Genomic DNA, 17,830 nt, shown 5'->3' on the forward strand with positions numbered 1-17,830 from the left:
CAGTCGATCAGCAGCGAAACGCCTGTCAAAACGCCTGCAGCAGGCGCACGTTGACCCGGCCGTTCTCCTTGAAGCCGTTGCGCACGTCGATGTCCCGGCCCAGCGTAAGGATGACTTGGGTGCTGGCGCTGGGCTTGACTGCGGTGCCGACCCAGAACTTGGTCTGGGTGAAGCCCCGGTTGACGAGGGCGTTCTGCGTCCAGTCGCCACCCTCGGCATGCGAAATGCCGCCTCGCAGATCAAACCGACCGCTCAGGAAGTAGCGCAGCGAGGATTGGACCTGGTATCCGACCTTCTGCGTCAGCCGGCCCCCGGCGTAGGACTTGCCGGTCTTGCCGTAGAACGTGACGTCCGCGCCCGCGTCCCACGCCAGCTTGGGGGCGATGCGAACGGTTCCCGCCGCCTGGAGGTTGAGTTTCCAGCGGTCCTCACCGGCATTGAGCACGCGGGCGGGATTGTAGTCGCCGGTGGGAAGGTAGAGATACGGGGTCACGCCGAAGTAGGTGTTGGACTGAGGCCGGTTCACAAGCCAGACCGGCGCGGCCAGGATGATGTCGCCCACCCCGGTGTTGCGGCCCAGCGACGCACGATTGGCGAGGCCACGCTGCGCGACCACGGGCACGAGAACCTGTGGCGCGACGGTCAGGCCGGCGATGTCGACGTAATGCACCAGCCTGACGATCGCGACATCGGTGTTGAGTTCGTTGTCGCCCGGAACCGTGTCGCCATCGACATCCTGTTCGTTGCGCTCCGCATGCTGAAGGTAGACGAGGGCCAGACTGGTGCCGGGCTTGGCGGGATCATAGTCACCGGCATCGAGATCGACGGCATGGGCCAGGTTCGGCGCAGCAAGAGCCGCGAAGGATGCGAGCGCCAGGCTCAGGCGATGGTATGGCATGGATGTCTCCGGCTAGAGGAAAGAGGACCGGGCACGGCGCCTGGCTGGCACCCGTCCGACCTTCCCGGCCCTTGAGCAATTCGCGTGCCAGCTGAGACTTTGCAGTTTTTACAAAGCCCTGTGCAAATCCGCAGGAGATCGACGCGTCGCGTCACAAACAGGCCTGTTGACACGCTGTTGCTGGGAAAGCGCAATGCTCCCTATTTTGAAGGCATATCGGCTGGATCGTTTAGCTACTTTGCCGAACGACGTTCCTTTTCAGTCGATTTCGCAACTAAATCCGAACAGTCTCGAGCGCCCAAAGAGCCAGATCTTCAACACGCCCCGGGTGAGTGTGGGGCAGCTTATCGCTAGTGGGGGCCTGAATCCGGAAGGTGCGCTACGTCCAGCAGCCCAGACGTAGGGAAAAGAAGCTCAAGCTGATGCACGAAGGACCGGTGTTGGCGTGAACGGACGTTCCCAGTCGCGGCGCCGAACGACAGCAAAGTCCCAAGCGCCCGTGTCCGGCACGTCCCGGAGACGGGCACCAGTAGATTCAGATTTCGGTGTTCTCGGCAAGGGCAAGCGCGTCCTCCACGTCTATCCCAAGATAGCGCACCGTATTCTCGATCTTGCTGTGGCCGAGAAGGATCTGGACAGCCCTTAGATTGCCGGTCGCCCTGTAGATGATCGACGCCTTCGTTCGCCGGAGCGAGTGCGTGCCATACTCGCTTCGCATCAAACCGACCCCAGTCACCCATTCATCTACAAGTCGGGCATACTGCCGTGTGCTCAGGTGCCCATTGTGATCAATGCGACTTGGGAAAACATAGTCGTCCACTGTGCCGCCACGGCGTTCGAGCCATGCGAGCAAGCTGGCCCGAGCATCTGGCAGCAGCTCGAACTGAACGGGCCGGCCTGTCTTCTGCTGCATGACGATTGCCCGCGTCCGAATCTGCCCTCCGCTGACAAGGTCGCCGATCTTAATCTGCACCAAGTCGCAGCCCCGAAGCTTGCTGTCGATCGCCAAATCGAACAGCGCCCGATCTCTTATGCGGCGGCGCTGATTGAGGTAGAACCGGATTTCCCAAATCTGCTTTGGTTTCAGGGCCCGCTTTGCTCCTACGGTCCTTCCGGCATTCCAAACCGGGCGCTTGGTGGCGGTGAGTTCTGTTCCAGACATCTCCATGATCGTTCTCCTTTGGCCACATGGCCATCTGCCAAACGCTTGTCGGCGAGGATACGCAGGATTGGCTTTGGGGCTCGTGCCGACCAGGTATCGCCGTTCCTCCATGGTGGCGCTAACGACGGGATCCATTGGAACCTGCCGTTCGATAGTCTCGACGCGCCGGACAGCAGCCCCTCTACATTGCCGCTACGTCGATCACCACGGATACTCTAAGCCGGTCCTTTAAGGATATCTAACTGTCCCGTTTCTCCATGTCCGATGCGCTATTTCGGGAAAACACAATAGGGAACAGGTTTTGGGAAAGCCTATCCTGTCATCCCCCTGCTTACGCGCCCTGACACGGGGTGTCTCGCGAGACGTTCCCAATTGAGAATGCCGACCAGCGTCGAAGACGCCTTTTCATTATCAGTCGAACCACATACGATCCAGGCGGTTGTAAGATGACCACCTTGGTCGATCCCTACCGTCCAAGACGAACGGGTCGAGGTTCTTTAGAGCGGGCGCCACCCGCACGCTGCATCAGCAGCTACGGCTTGCAGCAAACGCTCATCCAGGAACGGATGAGTCAGACCGAACCCGGACTACGTTGCGGGTTCTAGCCAAGGCTACCTGTGCCGCGACAAGCCGGGTGATCGGCACGCGGTAGGGGCTGGCCGAGACGTAATCGAGCCCGACCTTCTCGCAAAAAGGCGATCGACGCCGGGTCGGGGAAGGCCTGGCCGTCCTCGTGATAGCGGGTACACATCGTCGTCACGATGGTGAAGCCCGGCGGCACCGACAGACCGATCGATGCCATTTCGGCAAGGTTCGCGCCCTTGCCGCCCAAGAGCGTCCTGTCGCCCGATCCCCCGTCCGACACCCCGTCGCCGAAGCGATAGACATGTCGCGTCATTGCTCGTTCGCCATGCTCTGCGCGCAGGTGGTCCCGCGTCGGGGTATCTGGTTCAATCGGCGGTCGTATTTCGTTCGGCACACGAACCGCCGACCGGCCGGATCAAAATCCTTGTTTCACCATAAAGTGCAGCCGTTCGAGCATGCCGCTTGCGCCGTTCACAAGCTCGCGGTGCGACACGCGCAGCTCGACGCCGAGGTCGAGGCGTGGCAGCGGCGATACGAACAGGTTGACCGCAGTGTCCCATACCTGCCGCGTCGACAGCGGTGAGGCTAAGGACGGATTCCAGATCTGCTGGAATGACCCCATCCAGGTACTGCGCAGCGTGCCGGTCCAGAAATGGCGGACCCCGGCAAAGCCTGCAAGCAATGGAACCGGCACGAGCCGATCGTTCACCGTGTCATAGATCGCATCGGCCGCGACGTTGGCGCCGACATAGCGCCCCAGCCCGCGACCGCCCGTTATCATGAAACGGATATCGTCACCCTTGCCGGTCGGCAGCGGTGCAATCCCGGCCAGCGACACACCATAGCCCTGTGCCGTTACCGCCGGTCGACCGTTGGCGGGATCGACCCGCATCGATCGGAACAGCCCGGTCAGCGACAGGCTGGCCCCCTTCGCCGACCAGAGCAATTGTCCGGTCAGGTCGGGAACGCTGTCATCGTCATTGTCGGTCAGTGCGGGCGCACCGGCCATCGCCGACACGGTTTCCGGGTTCTCGATCGAGGTGGAGATGGTCCACCTGTTGCCGACCGGATGACTGTAGCGTAGCAGCATCTGCCGAACCAGCACGGTGCCGTCGGTTACCCCGACGAAATCGGCGGTTTCGGGCAAGGCGGCAACATATTGAAAGTTGCTCCAGTCCTGCCCGATCGCGAACCCGCCATAACCCGCAACCGCGCGGCGCAAGCCGAAGGTATAGGGATTGAGCGCGCGCTCGCCGCCCAACACCGCCGGAGCAACCTGAAAGTCCGCTTCGATCAGCGTCGTCAGCAGCTTCTCGCCGATCGGTGTCGCGGTCTGGAACGCGATCCGCGACTGTTTGGCCGACGCATCGGCAAGAATGCCGGATCGCCGGCCACCGACCGGGATCGATTGCGGCAGCGACAGTTCGCGGCCCAGCGGATTGGTTGCGGTGTCGCCATCGCCATAGCGGCTGAAGACGAGGTCGCCCTTGATGAAGCCGCTGATGCGAAAACTGGTTTCGCCGATACGGAAGCCGTATCCGGCGGGTAGCGCCGATGGTCCGCCCTGTGCCAGGACTGACGGCGCACCCGCCGGCCGGGGCAGCGGGTCGGAGGGGCCCTGCTGCTGCTGCGCGGCGGTGCCGGTGGCCGGAGGCGACGCGACGGCCATGACCGGCGGCGTTTCGCGCGGCCCCTTCGCGGTCAGCGCGCGTTGTACCGTGTCTAGCTGGCGCTGCAACTCGTCCACCTTGCTGCGCAACGCTTGATAGTCCGCGGCGGTCTGCGCGGCGGCGGGCGCCGTGCCTGCCAGCATCAGCCCTGAAAGCAAGACGGCACGGGTCGTCCGCTGCCTGAAATGCGGCATCCTGTATCCCCCCTGTACTGATGGTCCGGCATTCGCGCCGGTGCGGCCTCGCGTCAGCGCGCGATGATGGTCGAATCGATACCGGCGATCGTCCGGACCCCGGTCAGCGCCATCGCGACGCGCATCTCCCGATCGAACAGTTCGAGGAGGTTGGCGACCCCGGCCTGTCCATCGGCGGCGAGTGCATAGATGAACGCCCGGCCGAGCATCGCGGCATCGGCCCCAAGCGCCAGCATCCGCACGACGTCGAGCCCCGAGCGTATCCCGGAATCGGCCAGGATCGACACCTGCCCCTTTACCGCATCGGCGATGGCGGGCAGCGCGCGCGCCGACGACAGCACGCCGTCGAGCTGCCGCCCGCCATGGTTCGACACGACGATGCCCTGTGCCCCGAAGCGTACCGCTTCCCGCGCATCCTCGACGTCGAGGATGCCCTTGATGACGATTGAGCCTTTCCAGGTATCGCGGATCCATTGCAGGTCGCGCCAGCTGATCGACGGATCGAAATTCGCGCCGAGCCACCCGATGTAATCGGCAAGCCCGGTGGCGGCCCCGCGATAGGCGGAGATGTTACCCAGATCGTGCGGCCGCCCGTGGATGCCGACGTCCCATGCCCAGCGCGGATGGGTGACCGCCTGCAGCATCCGCCGCCACGCGGCATTGGGCCCCGACATGCCGGAATGCGCATCGCGATAGCGCGCGCCCGGCACCGGCATGTCCACCGTAAAGACCAGCGTCTCGACCCCCGCCGCCTGCGCACGTTCGAGCGCGTCGCGCATGAAGCCGCGATCCTTCAGCACATAGAGCTGGAACCAGATCGGTGCGCTCGACTGCCGCTGCACCTCGTCGATCGCGCAGACCGATACCGTCGACAGGGTGAAGGGCACCTGCCTGGCCGCCGCTGCGCGCGCGGCCTGAACCTCACCGCGTCTCGCATACATGCCGGTCAACCCGACGGGAGCCAGCACCACCGGCATGCCGAGCGACCGGCCAAACAGGGTTACGGAAAGATCGATGTCGGCAACGTCGCACAAGACCCGCTGTCGCAAAGCCACGTCGGACAGGTCGGAAACGTTATGGCGAAGCGTATGTTCGGCATAGGCGCCACCGTCGATATAATGGAACAGGAACGGCGGCAGACGGCGGCGGGCCGCTTCGCGATAATCGGTGGTGGCCGAAATAATCATCGGATCGTTCCCAGGTCTGGCGCGGCTGCGGCGCGTTCGGTGCGGGCAAGGTCGTCCTCGACCCGTCGGACCGTCGTGCGCACGAATTCGAGATGAACGCCGGCGGCATCGCGCGCGCCCTCGGCATCACCCGCGACGATCCGCTCCATGATCGCGCGGTGCTGCGCCGACAGCTCCTCGAAAGTGCGCGGCACCGCATAGATTTTTTCGCGGGTCTGTGAAATGCTGGTGTGGAGCAGCCTGAACAGGCTCGACATGACATGGGTCAGCACCGCGTTGCGTGAGGCATGCGCGATGGCGAGGTGGAACGCGGCGTCGGCATGCGCCTCGGCGGCGACATCGCCGGCGGCATGCAGCTTCTCCATCGCGTCGAACCGGCGGCGGATACGGTCCTTGTCGACTGCGTCGGCCCGCCGTGCGGCGTGATAGGCGACGGTGCCGTCCAGCGACTCGCGCACCTCGAGAATGTCGTGGCCATAGCCCGGATTGCCCTCGACCAGCGGAGCGAGCGGTTCGGCGATCATCGCCTGCGTCCACTGCGCCGACGGTTCGGCGAGGATCGCGCCGGCGCGCGGGCGGATGATGATCCGTCCCCGCGACACCAACCGGCTCATCGCCTCGCGCAAGATGTTGCGCGACACCCCAAGCGTTTCCGCCAGCGCGCGTTCGGACGGGAGCCGCGCTCCCGGCAGCAGCTTGCGCTCGGCGATCAGCGCCTCGATAGCGGCTTCGGCCCGGCCCGATGCGCTGGGTGCTGCGTTCACGACCGCGCTCATGGGATCATCCACGGCACGAGGTACGCCTGAACCGTGGTGATGATCCCGACCAGCGCGCACAGCGGCAGGCTGTGGCGCACGGTGAAGCGGAACAGGTCCGACTCCTTGCCCACCAGCCCGACGGCGGCGCAGGCGATCGCGATCGATTGCGGCGAGATCATCTTGCCGGTGACGCCGCCAGTGGTGTTGACCGCGACCAGAAGCACGTCGGTGACCCCGATCTGGTGCGCGGTATTGGCCTGCAGCGCGGCGAACAGCGCGTTGGCCGAGGTATCCGATCCGGTCAGGAACACGCCCAGCCACCCCAGGAACGGCGAGAAGAAGGTGAACGCCGATCCGGTATGCGCCAGCGCCAGTGCCAGGGTCGCCGACAGTCCCGAATAATTGGCGAGGAACGCGAAGGCGAGGACCATGCCGATCGAGTAGATCGGGATCGCGAGGTTCTTCAGCGTATCACCGAAAGTACGCAAGGCCTCTGCGGGCTTCATCCGCAGGAAGGCGATGGTGACGATCGCGGCCAGCATGATCGCGGTGCCGGTCGCCGACAGCCAGTCGAATTTGTAGACCGCTTCGTATGGCGTGACCTGCTTCACGATCGGCGGCACCTTGGCCACCAGCTTGTCGAGAAAGGGCACATGCAGCTTGAGGACGAGATGCGCAAGCGGCCCGTCGGCGGCGAACAGCGCCTTGACCGGGGCGATACTCCACAGCGTCACGAACACCGTCAGGATCAGGAACGGCGACCATGCCCAGGCGATCTTTACCGGCGAATGACGCACGGTCTGCGTCGTGGCCGGCGCGACCGGCACCGCGCCGTCGGCGGCGACCTCGGCCGCATCGAAGCGGAAGATGCGCTTGGGCTGCCAGAAGCGCAGGAACACCGGCAGCGCGATCAGCGAGGCGAGCGCGGCGGTGATATCGGGCAGCTCCGGCCCGATGAAGTTGGCGGTCAGGAACTGGACGATCGCAAACGAACCGCCCGCGACGAGGAGGGCGGGCCACGTCTCGCGCACGCCGCGCGGGCCGTCCATGATGAGGATCAGCCAGAAGGGCACGAGGACCGAGAGCAACGGCAACTGCCGCCCGGCCATCTGTCCGATCAGGAACGGATCGATGCCGGTCACCTGGCCTGCGACGACGATCGGGATGCCCATCGCCCCGAACGCCACCGGCGCGGTATTGGCGATCAGGCACAGCCCGGCGGCATAGAGCGGGCGGAACCCCAATCCGACCAGCAGCGCCGAGGTGATCGCGACCGGCGCACCGAACCCGGCTGCCCCTTCGAGGAATGCACCGAACGCGAAGCCGACCAGCAGGAGTTGCAGCCGCTGATCCTCGGTCACGGTCAGGATCGATTGGCGGATAATGTCGAATGCCCCGGTCGCGACTGCGATCCGGTAGAGGAACACCGCGCCGATGATGATCCATGCAATTGGCCAAAGACCATAGAAGAATCCAAATATGCCGGCGGCCAGCGCGCTGTTGACCGGCATGCCGTACAGCCCGATCGCGACCGCCAAAGTCAATGCGACGGTGACAGTACCGGCGATATATCCTTTCAGGCGGAAGGCTGTCAGCGCCAGAAAGAAAAAAACGATCGGAATAGCTGCGACCAAACTGGACAGCCAGATATTACCAAGCGGATCATAGTTCTGCGCCCAGACTCCCATGGCGTCCCTTCTCCTTGCATCTGGTAGTACCAGATATCTGTTTTCAAGGTGAAAGTCGGGCATTTGATTGAAGCCGTCAATTATATCCGCTGCTGACTTACTCCTTTCTGGTACTACCATGAGGTGGCATAGCAACGGTGGCTCATGCGTGGGAGACTAACCAGCGTCATCGGGATTGCTCCTCCCGTCTCCCGCAAAAGAGGCAACATCGAAGCGATCGTTCCGGTCTTGGAACGGGTGGTAACTGGCGACCCGTCAAACCAGATTCTCGAAATGCCATCGATTCAGGGAACGCCCCGGCCGTCTCGCTGGCCTTCGTTTGCGAGACTTAGCCGTATCTAGCCATTCACGGCTGCATGGTGGCGACGAGATCGGGGCAAGAAAGCGTTGCCGGCTGTTATTGTCGCGGCGGATCAGGGCTGCCCCCCGCTTAGGACAGCTCGCTGGTCAATTAGGAAGCTTGCGAAATCGGTTGCCGGACGTCCGGTCATCCTCTCGACCTCATCGGTCGTCCGATCCTCGGCGCCATGCGCGATGGCATCGTCCATGCCGGCAAGAACCGAAGCGTAATGGCGAGACATGCCGAAGCCGAGGTAGCGATCCGTCAGCTCGTCGGCCGACAGGCGGTGATGACGTACCGCACGGCCGCTCACCTCGGAGATCGCGCGCGCCACCTCGTCGTAGGTGAGCGCTCGCGGACCGGTCAGGACGTGATCATCGGATGCGAGCGTCGTTTCGGTCAGCGCCCTGACCGCGACGGCGGCGATGTCCGCGGCGTCGATGAACGGCACACGGCCGCCTTGCGTGGCGGAATAGATGCGACCTTCGCCGATAATCGATGGCAGGTGCTGGGTCGTGACGTTCTGCATGAACCAGCTCGGGCGCAGCACCGTCCAGCGCGGCGCATGGGCGTGAAGCCAGGCATGCACCTTGCCCATCATCGGCCCATCCTCGTTCAGGGACGAAGCACTCAGCAGCACCAGTCGCCCTGGCACCCGCATGACCGCCTGCTCCAGAAACGGGAGCATGACGGGCAGATGCTCCGCCCGGTCGGTGGGCGCCACGAGATAGACCGAGCTTACGCCGTCGAGCGCCGGACCATGGGTCGTCATATCATCCCAATCGAACCGGACGTGGTCCACGGCGGACGGACGCCGGGTCGCGATGCGCGCGCCTGCCCCGCTGGCCGTGAGCTGCTCGGCGAGCAACCGCCCCGTTTTGCCGGTGCCGCCGGTCACCAGAATACGATCACGCATGATCGGCCTTTCCGGCGACAAGCGCGTCGATCAGCGCCGCCCCCATCGCTGCCCGCAGCACGACGAGCGGATTCCAATAGTCGCGATAATGAACGATGTGACCGTTCGCCGTACGTATCACCGAGATATAGGTCTGATCATATGGTTCGCCGGTGGCGACGCCCCGCCCGAAGCCCTCGAATTCCAGCACGACGATATCGGGATCGGTCGACGGATGAACGACAGGCTCCCCCATGCGGTCGAAGGCGATCATCCTGCCCGCCTCCTCCAAATGGCTGGCGATGGCGGCGCGGCCCTCCAAGCGCGTCGGCAGCCCCGCCGGTGCGTAGGGAAACTCCATCACGCCGTCCTCGGCCATCATCTCGACAAAGGTGCCGGCGCCGGCATCGATCCTGTCGCCCAGCGCCTGACGGAGCATGGAGGAGAAGCTTTGAATGTTTTCGGTCATGCCCTATCTCCTATTCGATGGAACGCTATCGTTCCGTCTACAGATAGGCAGGGCGCGATGGAACGCAAACGTTCCGACCAGGAAAATTTGCAAGTGCGCAAGCCCAGCGGCGCGGCCGTCATGCGCGTGGAAGTGACGGAGGCGCTGACTCGCGCCTTTTTTCACGAGTGGGCATCCAAGGGTTATTCGGGACTAAGCTTGGAGTGCGTCGCGCGATCTGCCGGCGTGGGCAAGGCCGCGCTCTACCGGCGGTGGCCCGAAAAAGCTGCGATGGCGAGCGATCTGCTCTCACGCGTGGGGCTGACGATTACCGATGTCGATGCGCAAGGATCCTTGGAAGACGATCTGAAAGCGACGCTGCTTGCCATCAGACGAGTGCTTCGACATCGTGCGGTGAAGCGCATTCTCATGGATCTTCACGCCGAGATGGAGCGAACTCCAACGCTGGAGCGGGCGATACGACCGTTTCAGCGCGCGCGGCGAGAGAGAATTGATGCATTGATCGACCGTGCGATCGCGCGGGGGGAAGTAGCCCCGTCGATCGATCGGGAAACCGCAGCCGATCTCATCGCCGCCCCGCTATACTGGCGATTGGCAGTGCTCGGCGGGCGATCGGACCGGGCGCATATCGAACGTCTGGCCAAGATGATCGCCGCTGCGCTTCGCGTTCACCAGCGGTTCTAGATGGCGCGTCCATGGCTTGGCAGAGCGTTTATAGGGAGTTTTCATGCATCGCTTCAAAAAGGTTCTCGTCATGGCCTTGACCGCGGCGGGCGCAACCGGGCCAGCCTATGCGTCAAGCGATGCCGCATGGCGTCAGTTCGATGGAGCGGTCACCAAGGCGTGCGTAGCCGCCAGCAAGATCCGCAATTATCGCGCTTCGACGATCGTCGGGTTCGACGATCGGGTTGGCATGGTGGCGATGCTCGTCTCAGATCGGACGAGAGGCTCCTCGCTGTCCAGGCTTTGCCTGTACGACAAGCGAACGAAGCGCGCCTATGTGGACGACGCCGAGATGTGGTCAGCCCCACCGCAACCCAAACGGTAAAGGCCCACCACGTCGACCGTTTAATGCCTTGACCTTGCCCTTCCTCTATTCCGGCTCCGCTGACAGATTTCGGGATATTGATGCTGGCAGCGAGTGCCTCGAGCGCATCCTGTCAGGCGCAGTTGGAGTGGCGACAGAGGAAGCGGCCGGCACACATTCTAATCGTGTAAGTGCGCGGTGCTTGCAGAGCAGAAAGCACCGCGCAAATCATCTTTCCCAATCAATATCCCATGCTAGACGGGATCGCGAAACCTAGGGCGTCGAGCCACAAGCTCGAAATGCGATCGATCATCGCCGGATCAGGACCGCACATGAACCGCTCAATATGCAAGCCACCGCCACGATAACAAAGATCAGGCCGGTATCATGATAGATGTCGAGCAGATGGCCGATCAAGGGTTCACCCAGCCCCGCAAAAACATAGGCGTAGCAGTTCATGATCCCGGTTGCCGTGCCCGCCCGGTGTTGGCCGACGAGATCGGGCACCAGCGCCCAAAAGGTCGAGTGAGGCCCATAGACAAAAAAGCCGCATAGGAAGAGCATGACGATCGTACAGGAGAACGTCATGGGATAAAGGTGCAAGGTAGTAGCAACGCCTGCGGCGCAGGCCATGTAGAGCGCAATCGGCTTCCACCGCACCGAGCGAAACAGAACGTCTGACAACCAGCCATTGGAAAGGGCGCCGAACGCCATGCCAAGCGGCAAGGCGATCGTCATCCATGCTGGACTGATCGGTCCCCCGCCGTCCTTCCAGTGCGGCCCCATAAAGTGAACCGGCGCCCAGACGATTAGGCCGTAGCGCGCTGCATTCTGAAAACCGAGCGCCAGGCCACCGATGTGTATTTTGGCGTTTTTCAGGATCGCCACATAGCGCTCGCGTGAACTTTCATCCATCCCGCCGTGCGAGGCCTCTTCTTCCGCTTCGTCCATCTCGCGTTCGAAGCCGCAATCGGAAGGATTGTCCCGGGCGATGCAATAGAAAATGACGCCCGCCATGGCGAGCAGCAGCACCGGGAGCCTGAAGATCCAGCGCCAGTCGAGCGCCAGCACATCGACCACCACCAACGCCAGAACGAACGCCATGACGGACGACAGGCCGGCGGCGAAGAGATAGAGGCCATATACCTTTCCGCGCTCCGCCTTGGTCCACCAGTTGAAGATGAGTCGGCTGCCCGGTGCGAAACCGAGCGCTTGGAAATAGCCGTTCAGCCACCATCCAAACAACAGCGTCTTGAATCCGATAGCGAAGCTCACCGCCCAGTTCGCCGAAGCGGACAGCAGGGCGCCGGCGGTCATGGCGCGCCGCGCCCCGAACTTGTCGCCCAGATTGCCGTTGATCGCCTGACCGAGCGCATAGCCCCAAAGAATGCCGGCCGATATCCACCCGATGAAATATTTGCTCAGGTGAAATTCTCGCTCGATCCCCGGTATCGCGAAGCCGAGTGTCTGTCGGCCCGTATAGTAGAAGAGGTAGCAGAACATGACTGCCAGCAGCATTCTCCATTGCAGGCGGCGATAGGTCGTCTGGCTCTTGCTCATGAGATGCCCCTCAAAACTTTATCGTCGCTTCGGCACCAAAGGTGCGTGGCGCATTAAAATAGCCAAGGTCACCCAGGACGTTATTAAGACTGGACGACGTGCTTCCGGCGGCGGGGAGGCTTCCCAGGCCATTCGATGGATCGACGCGATAGACATGTGTTTCGTTCAGCAGATTTCGCGACCAGAGCGATAGGGTGAGATCGGCGCCGCCCGGCATCGTAATGTCGGCAAGCGCAACGCGTGCGTTGACGATGAACGAGGCTTCGTTCTTGCGCGCGTATTGATCGAAGGTCTGGGTCGCCTGCGCGTAATTGCCGTCGAGATGCAGGTTCAGGCGCGCTCCGGCCAGCGGCACGGCATAGTTGATCGCACCGCTCGCCGCGTTGCGCGGTGTATATACGATATAGACATTCTGCTTCACGCCGGTGAACGGATTCCGAACCGGGGGCACGCGCGTATAGGTATAGGCGTAGGAGCCGGTCAGCGAGAGACCGGGTAGCGGTGAGACTGTTAAGTCGGCTTCGATGCCGCGAATTTTCATCGTACCGGACGCATTGATCGTCTCTGTGGTGTTTCGGCTGCCCCCAGTGGTTTGATCGAAGGATACCGAGATGAAGTCGACTTGGCTTTGCGCCCGATCCATGACGTAGCCGGCGACATTCAACCGAATGCGGCGGTCGAAAAATTCAGTTTTGGCACCCAGTTCATACGCCTTGAGTGTTTCGGGTCCGAACGAGCGATAATTGATCGACCGCGAGCTGGCCCCGCCTGAACGATAGCCCGTCGAATATTTCGCATACAGGTTGAAGCCATCGGCGGCTTCCCAGGCGGCGACGAGCAAGGGGTCGAACCGGCTTGTATTTTGCCGATAGGTGAAAGGCGTTGCGGCATTGTTGACGATGTAGAGATCACCGTGCCGCCGATCCCAGGTATTGCGCCCGCCGACTGTCAGATGAACCGCGCCCAGATTGTATGTGGCCTGCCCGAAGATCGCATAGCTCTTTGCATAGGCGTGGCTGGCGCGGTCGATGAAGCGACACCCCGGCTGCGAGCCGAAGCCTGCTGAGCCACGGCAAGGATCGAGCACGATAACGTTGGTTAGCGTGGGATCAAAAGCCATCGAGTTCGGCGTCGCGGCATCATCGCTGACACGCTCATTGAAATAGTAGAGACCCGCCACATAATCGACCTTGCCCACGCTGCCGACCGCCTGAAATTCCTGGCTGAACTGCTTTTGATACAGGTCGGCGAGGCTTAGGCGGCTGAAGTTGCAGGCTGCGCCCTTACAGCCGGCGACGACGATGGGCGGCCGATGGGCACCGAATGAATTGTCATACTGGTTTGACGTCACGCCGCGCCATGCAGTGATGGAGCGCAATTCGATCGCCGGTGAAAGCCGGTAGGAAAGGTTGGCCGTATATCCGTGCGTTTTATCGAGGCTCGGAGGTTGCGGAACGCCGATGTCCGCAGCCTTCATGCGGCGATCGCCAACCACCTCAACCAATGGATTGAGCGGTTTTACCGTCCCGGTAAAGTTGATCGGCGCCGTCCCCGGCAGCACGCAGGCCGGTTGCGCCGAAGCCGGGCCGGCGACGCATTTGTTGGGATTGATGTTGAGGAGTTGCCCGTAGAAGGGCGAATTTTGATCATGTCCGTAATCATAGGCGAAGTCTGCCGTGAATTCCGGGCTTGGCTTCCAGCGCACAGCGGCGCGAAGCCCCTGACGATCGAAGTAATTCCACCCCGTCTGCCCGGCGAGCGGATTTTTCACCGTCGCGTCCTGATGCTGGATCACACCATCAAGTTTGACGCTCAGGCCATGCCATTCCGGCAGGTCGAGATGCGCGTCAGCATTATAGCCGCCGAAATTGGCGATCCCAGCGGTTCCGCGAAACCCAAACACGCCGCTTGGCCTTTTGGTGACGATAGACAGCGCGCCACCCTCGGTATTGCGGCCGAACAGCGTTCCCTGCGGGCCTTTCAGAACCTCGATCCGTTCGACGTCGAACAACGCGGCGTTGAGACCGTGCTGGCGACCCAGATAAACACCATCGATATAGACGCCGACCCCCTGTTCGCGGGCGGGTTGATTGGCGTCAAGCGGAACAATGCCGCGAATGCCGATGGTCAGGGCTGTCTGTCTTGCATCATAGGTCGAGATGCGCAGGCTCGGGACTGCGCCGTCGCCAAGGTCGAGCAGGCTCTGGATGTGACGATCCCGCAGCGCTTCGCCATCGACCACGTTGATGGCGATCGGCGTCTTCTGCAAACTCGTCTCGCGCTTCGTCGCCGTGACGATAATGTCTCCACCGTCAGCATATGAGGGCTGGTTGACTTCGGCAGCGGCGGCAAAGTGTGCGGAGAAACAGCAGGCACCTGCCGTTCCCATGAGAATGGCGCGTAACGTACTTCGATGAAAGTTCACGATGATCCCCAGAATGTCTCTGGAGCGGGTCGCTAATGACAGTTTGTTACAGTTGGGCCTCACCAAAAGTCGACAAATTATCAACGAAATGCGAGATAATTTCTCGTATTAAGATTGGCTTTCCATCTTGGTGTCGAGCCAGTCCAGCAATCGAGACACATGTTCATGGTCCGCCGACGCAGTCACATGCGCATGTAACGGCAATCCGGTCACATAAAGGTCCGAGAGTGGGCAAGCCAATCCATAACGATTGTCGCTGTCGAAGAACTGACGCGGCGCAATCGTCGATCCATAGCCGTCCCTGACTGCGTGAAGGGCGACGAATAGATGATCGAAATGATGCCCCCCTTCGATCGTCTGTCCGGCCGCTCCGGCATGCGTCAGCCACGCGTCCCAATCTCCGGGTCGGCTTGAGGAGGCCAAAAGCGCATGCGCGCGCAGATCACCCGCTTCCAGAACCGGCTTTTGTTTCAGAAGCGCCGTCGAGCTGACGACCGTGAGTTGCTCCTGCATGAGAAGCCGGGATGATGCGAGGCGAACACCCCCTGACGCGGAATCGCCCCGTGTGATAACCAGATCGTGACGGGAATAGTCAGGGGTCTGGCCGGTCAGCCGCGTGGACACCCAGACCGAAAGGCCGGGATTGAGCGCCTCGAACTCCTTGATGCGCGGTAGGAGGAAATACATGGCGAAAGTGGTTTGCGCCTCGACCGTCAATATCCTGCGAGCGCGATCGCGCATCACATATTCACACGCCGCACCCAGGTGCTGGAGGGAATCGGAAACCCGGTCCGCCAGAATGCGCCCATAAGGTGTCAGGCGAAGCGAGCGGCCCTGGCGGGTGAACAGGCTCTGGCCGAGCCACTCCTCCAGCGCGATGATCTGCTTGCTGACGGCGCCATGCGTGACGCCGAGCCTGTCCGCCGCAGTCGCAAGGTTCTGCGATGCCGCCGCCACGGAAAAGGCCCGAAGCGCCGTCAATGGAAGTTCACGTTCGCGCATCGCCTGCCTCAAACCGGAATTAATCTCACAATATACTGCTTATAATTCGATTGTAAGTCGACATCAAATGTGAATTTAAGCGGCCAACTCTAGCGTTCAACGGAGCCTGCTTTGACCACCGACACTGCGCTTAATCGACCGCCTGCCGTCAGAAGCATAGACGTCAATGGGCGTCGCTATGCGCTGCCTGTACGGCCAACGGTCGTGATCTGCCTAGATGGTTTCGACCCGGAATATCTGTACCAGGGGATCGCCGACGGCGTTTTGCCGACGATCGCCGGGTTTAAGACCAGCGGCTATGTCGGGTCGGCGCTGTCGGCCGTACCAACGACGACAAATACCAACAACACGTCGATCGTCACGGGGGTGCCGCCGTCGATACACGGCATCAACGGCAATTATTATCTTGATCAGGAGACTGGTGAGGAAATCATGATAGCCGATGCCGCGCGCCTGCGGTGCGGCACGATCTTCGCTGCGATGAACCGTGTCGCCGTGACGACCGCTACCGTCACGGCCAAGGACAAGCTGCTGAAGGTATTGGCGCATGAGATGGACGGCATCGCGTTTTCAGCGCAGAATGCCGATGAGGCGGACCTGAGCGCCTTCGGCTTTGCCAATGGCGAATCCCTGGTAGGGCGCGCAAAGCCCGACCAATATTCGGCCGACCTTTCGCTCTATGTGTTCGAGGCTGGATTGAAGATCCTCCAGACGCAGCGCCCCGAAATTCTCTATCTCTCCACGTCAGACTATGTGCAGCATAAATACGCGCCAGGCACCGCGGAGGCCGACGATTTTCATCGGGCTGTCGATCATTATATCGCCGCGATGGTCGCGTGTGGTGCGACGGTCGCATTAACAGCCGACCACGGCATGGCTCCAAAATCAGATGGAGAGGGTCGCCCGAACGTCACTTTCGTTCAGGATGAGATCGAGGGCAAATTCGGTGCCGGCAGTGTCAGGGTGATCTGCCCGATCGCAGACCCCTTCGTGAAGCATCACGGCGCGCTGGGCGGGTTTGTGCGCGTGCATTTGCTGCGTTCTGGCGACGTCCCGGCTATGATGGAATTCGTGCGCGGGCTTCCTGGTGTCGAGCTGGTACTGGATCGAGAGACCGTTTGCGAGCGCTTTGACCTTCCGCTTGATCGTGAAGGCGACTTCGCGGTGTTCGCGGGACGCGATGGCGTGCTGGGCGCCCGCCGTATCGACCATGATCTGTCGAACCTCGAAGGTCATCTCCTTCGCTCCCATGGTGGATTGGGAGAGCAAAATGTCCCCTTCATCATCTCATGCGCACTTAACTCGGACTATCGTGCCAGCATGGAAGCCAAGGGGATGCGAAACTTCGACATCTTTGATGCGGTGCTGAACGGCCTCGCTTGACGATCGGTGCCGGCCGCGGCGCTATCCATACGTGAGCATTGGTCTAAATGAGGGCGGTTGCTCAAACGCCGATTCATCGCTTCGTGTTTGTGATAGCTGTCCCGTTTTGCCATCCTTTTCGGGACGCTCACGAATGGCAGCTTTCGGTTGAACCTGCCGTTCGATGAGGCCGCAGCGAACGTCGGCTTTGTCCCGATGGCGTTGAAAAAGTCGCCTTCTTGGCGAAGCGGAGGGTACGGATCGAAACTGCTGAGCAGAATCGCCTGACCTCATGTCATCGCCATCTGCCTGGCGATGCTGATCTTGGCGAGCTTGCGCAGATTCTGGGCGGCAGCGGCGAGGTGGAACTCATCCCGGGCACCATTGGGTCCGCGTAATCGCAGCCGGTCGAGCCGCATGATGCGCTTCAGGTGGGCAAACAGCATCTCGACCTTCTTACGCTCGCGGCGTGAGGCGATCCATTCATCTTCCTGCGACAGGGCCCGAGCGAGGTCGCGAGCGCCCTCGTGGATGGAGCGGGTCACCTTGCGAGCCGGCAGGATGGGTGTGCATTGTGGCTTGAGCGCGCAGTTGCTGCAGTCCTGCTG

Annotated in this window: 15 protein-coding genes and 1 pseudogene; 3 read left to right on the forward strand and 13 right to left on the reverse strand. The window is 61.8% G+C overall.

All coding sequences use genetic code 11. The annotated features are described in order from the left end of the window. Nucleotides 1-25: 25 nt before the first annotated feature. The 9 genes and pseudogenes from GGR39_RS15770 to GGR39_RS15810 all read right to left on the reverse strand — a co-directional run bounded on the left by GGR39_RS15770 (nt 26) and on the right by GGR39_RS15810 (nt 9,846). Complete coding sequence (locus GGR39_RS15770; protein WP_183618427.1) at nt 26-898, reverse strand: transporter; 873 nt, start codon at nt 896-898, stop codon at nt 26-28. A gap of 535 nt (nt 899-1,433) precedes the next feature. Beyond that, nucleotides 1,434-2,066, reverse strand: a complete 633-nt coding sequence (locus tag GGR39_RS15775; RefSeq protein ID WP_183618430.1) for a tyrosine-type recombinase/integrase — start codon at nt 2,064-2,066, stop codon at nt 1,434-1,436. Between the two features lie 546 nt (nt 2,067-2,612). Then, nucleotides 2,613-2,958 (reverse strand): annotated as a pseudogene (locus tag GGR39_RS17605) (PEP/pyruvate-binding domain-containing protein). A 102-nt stretch (nt 2,959-3,060) separates the two neighbouring features. Then, a complete protein-coding gene (locus GGR39_RS15785; protein WP_246388823.1) occupies nt 3,061-4,509 on the reverse strand; it encodes a DcaP family trimeric outer membrane transporter in 1,449 nt (482 codons plus the stop codon). Nucleotides 4,510-4,562: 53 nt separating this feature from the next. Next, nucleotides 4,563-5,696, reverse strand: coding sequence for an FMN-dependent L-lactate dehydrogenase LldD (gene lldD / locus GGR39_RS15790; protein WP_058736689.1), 1,134 nt, complete (start codon nt 5,694-5,696; stop codon nt 4,563-4,565). After that, entirely contained in the window at nt 5,693-6,472 is a 780-nt protein-coding gene (locus GGR39_RS15795) for an FCD domain-containing protein (protein WP_183618431.1), read from the reverse strand. Before GGR39_RS15795 ends, lldD begins: the two co-directional genes overlap by 4 nt. Then, nucleotides 6,469-8,142, reverse strand: coding sequence for an L-lactate permease (lldP, locus tag GGR39_RS15800; RefSeq protein ID WP_183618433.1), 1,674 nt, complete (start codon nt 8,140-8,142; stop codon nt 6,469-6,471). Before lldP ends, GGR39_RS15795 begins: the two co-directional genes overlap by 4 nt. 413 nt (nt 8,143-8,555) lie before the next feature. Further along, the gene (locus GGR39_RS15805) at nt 8,556-9,398 is read right to left on the reverse strand and encodes a Rossmann-fold NAD(P)-binding domain-containing protein (protein WP_183618435.1); all 843 of its coding nucleotides are present in this window, start codon (nt 9,396-9,398) and stop codon (nt 8,556-8,558) included. Continuing rightward, complete coding sequence (locus tag GGR39_RS15810) at nt 9,391-9,846, reverse strand: nuclear transport factor 2 family protein (protein ID WP_246388826.1); 456 nt, start codon at nt 9,844-9,846, stop codon at nt 9,391-9,393. The genes GGR39_RS15805 and GGR39_RS15810 overlap by 8 nt, the downstream gene beginning before the upstream one ends. 57 nt (nt 9,847-9,903) lie before the next feature. Here GGR39_RS15810 and GGR39_RS15815 point away from each other — a divergent pair, with 57 nt between their 5' ends. Both GGR39_RS15815 and GGR39_RS15820 read left to right on the forward strand, forming a co-directional pair. Continuing rightward, nucleotides 9,904-10,530 (forward strand): TetR/AcrR family transcriptional regulator, encoded by a 627-nt coding sequence (locus tag GGR39_RS15815; RefSeq protein WP_246388828.1) that lies wholly within the window; start codon nt 9,904-9,906, stop codon nt 10,528-10,530. A 43-nt stretch (nt 10,531-10,573) separates the two neighbouring features. Continuing rightward, on the forward strand, nt 10,574-10,894 hold the full coding sequence (locus GGR39_RS15820; RefSeq protein ID WP_183618437.1) for a hypothetical protein: 321 nt from the start codon (nt 10,574-10,576) through the stop codon (nt 10,892-10,894). 288 nt (nt 10,895-11,182) lie between these two features. On the opposite strand, the gene GGR39_RS15825 is transcribed toward GGR39_RS15820, so the two are convergent. The 3 genes from GGR39_RS15825 to GGR39_RS15835 all read right to left on the reverse strand — a co-directional run bounded on the left by GGR39_RS15825 (nt 11,183) and on the right by GGR39_RS15835 (nt 15,860). Further along, nucleotides 11,183-12,433: an MFS transporter gene (locus tag GGR39_RS15825; protein WP_183618439.1), complete on the reverse strand. Its 1,251-nt coding sequence runs from the start codon at nt 12,431-12,433 to the stop codon at nt 11,183-11,185. 10 nt (nt 12,434-12,443) lie between these two features. After that, complete coding sequence (locus tag GGR39_RS15830; protein ID WP_183618575.1) at nt 12,444-14,822, reverse strand: TonB-dependent receptor; 2,379 nt, start codon at nt 14,820-14,822, stop codon at nt 12,444-12,446. A 144-nt stretch (nt 14,823-14,966) separates the two neighbouring features. After that, nucleotides 14,967-15,860 (reverse strand): LysR substrate-binding domain-containing protein, encoded by an 894-nt coding sequence (locus GGR39_RS15835; protein ID WP_183618441.1) that lies wholly within the window; start codon nt 15,858-15,860, stop codon nt 14,967-14,969. A gap of 111 nt (nt 15,861-15,971) precedes the next feature. Between GGR39_RS15835 and phnA the strand changes: the two genes are divergently transcribed. Next, on the forward strand, nt 15,972-17,243 hold the full coding sequence (gene phnA / locus GGR39_RS15840) for a phosphonoacetate hydrolase (protein WP_183618452.1): 1,272 nt from the start codon (nt 15,972-15,974) through the stop codon (nt 17,241-17,243). A 269-nt stretch (nt 17,244-17,512) separates the two neighbouring features. Here phnA and GGR39_RS15845 read toward each other — a convergent pair. Next, the coding region (locus GGR39_RS15845; protein ID WP_183618463.1) for a transposase at nt 17,513-17,830 on the reverse strand (318 nt) is incomplete at its 5' end.

The sequence above is a fragment of the Novosphingobium fluoreni genome, from assembly GCF_014196615.1.
GTDB lineage: Bacteria > Pseudomonadota > Alphaproteobacteria > Sphingomonadales > Sphingomonadaceae > Novosphingobium > Novosphingobium fluoreni.

Bases quoted from the DNA above. Each gene is read 5' to 3' on its own strand.
- GGR39_RS15770 (WP_183618427.1), bottom strand. From the start codon at position 898: ATGCCATACCATCGCCTGAGCCTGGCGCTCGCATCCTTCGCGGCTCTT.
- GGR39_RS15775 (WP_183618430.1), bottom strand. From the start codon at position 2,066: ATGGAGATGTCTGGAACAGAACTCACCGCCACCAAGCGCCCGGTTTGG.
- GGR39_RS15785 (WP_246388823.1), bottom strand. From the start codon at position 4,509: ATGCCGCATTTCAGGCAGCGGACGACCCGTGCCGTCTTGCTTTCAGGG.
- lldD (WP_058736689.1), bottom strand. From the start codon at position 5,696: ATGATTATTTCGGCCACCACCGATTATCGCGAAGCGGCCCGCCGCCGT.
- GGR39_RS15795 (WP_183618431.1), bottom strand. From the start codon at position 6,472: ATGAGCGCGGTCGTGAACGCAGCACCCAGCGCATCGGGCCGGGCCGAA.
- lldP (WP_183618433.1), bottom strand. From the start codon at position 8,142: ATGGGAGTCTGGGCGCAGAACTATGATCCGCTTGGTAATATCTGGCTG.
- GGR39_RS15805 (WP_183618435.1), bottom strand. From the start codon at position 9,398: ATGCGTGATCGTATTCTGGTGACCGGCGGCACCGGCAAAACGGGGCGG.
- GGR39_RS15810 (WP_246388826.1), bottom strand. From the start codon at position 9,846: ATGACCGAAAACATTCAAAGCTTCTCCTCCATGCTCCGTCAGGCGCTG.
- GGR39_RS15815 (WP_246388828.1), top strand. From the start codon at position 9,904: ATGGAACGCAAACGTTCCGACCAGGAAAATTTGCAAGTGCGCAAGCCC.
- GGR39_RS15820 (WP_183618437.1), top strand. From the start codon at position 10,574: ATGCATCGCTTCAAAAAGGTTCTCGTCATGGCCTTGACCGCGGCGGGC.
- GGR39_RS15825 (WP_183618439.1), bottom strand. From the start codon at position 12,433: ATGAGCAAGAGCCAGACGACCTATCGCCGCCTGCAATGGAGAATGCTG.
- GGR39_RS15830 (WP_183618575.1), bottom strand. From the start codon at position 14,822: ATGGGAACGGCAGGTGCCTGCTGTTTCTCCGCACACTTTGCCGCCGCT.
- GGR39_RS15835 (WP_183618441.1), bottom strand. From the start codon at position 15,860: ATGCGCGAACGTGAACTTCCATTGACGGCGCTTCGGGCCTTTTCCGTG.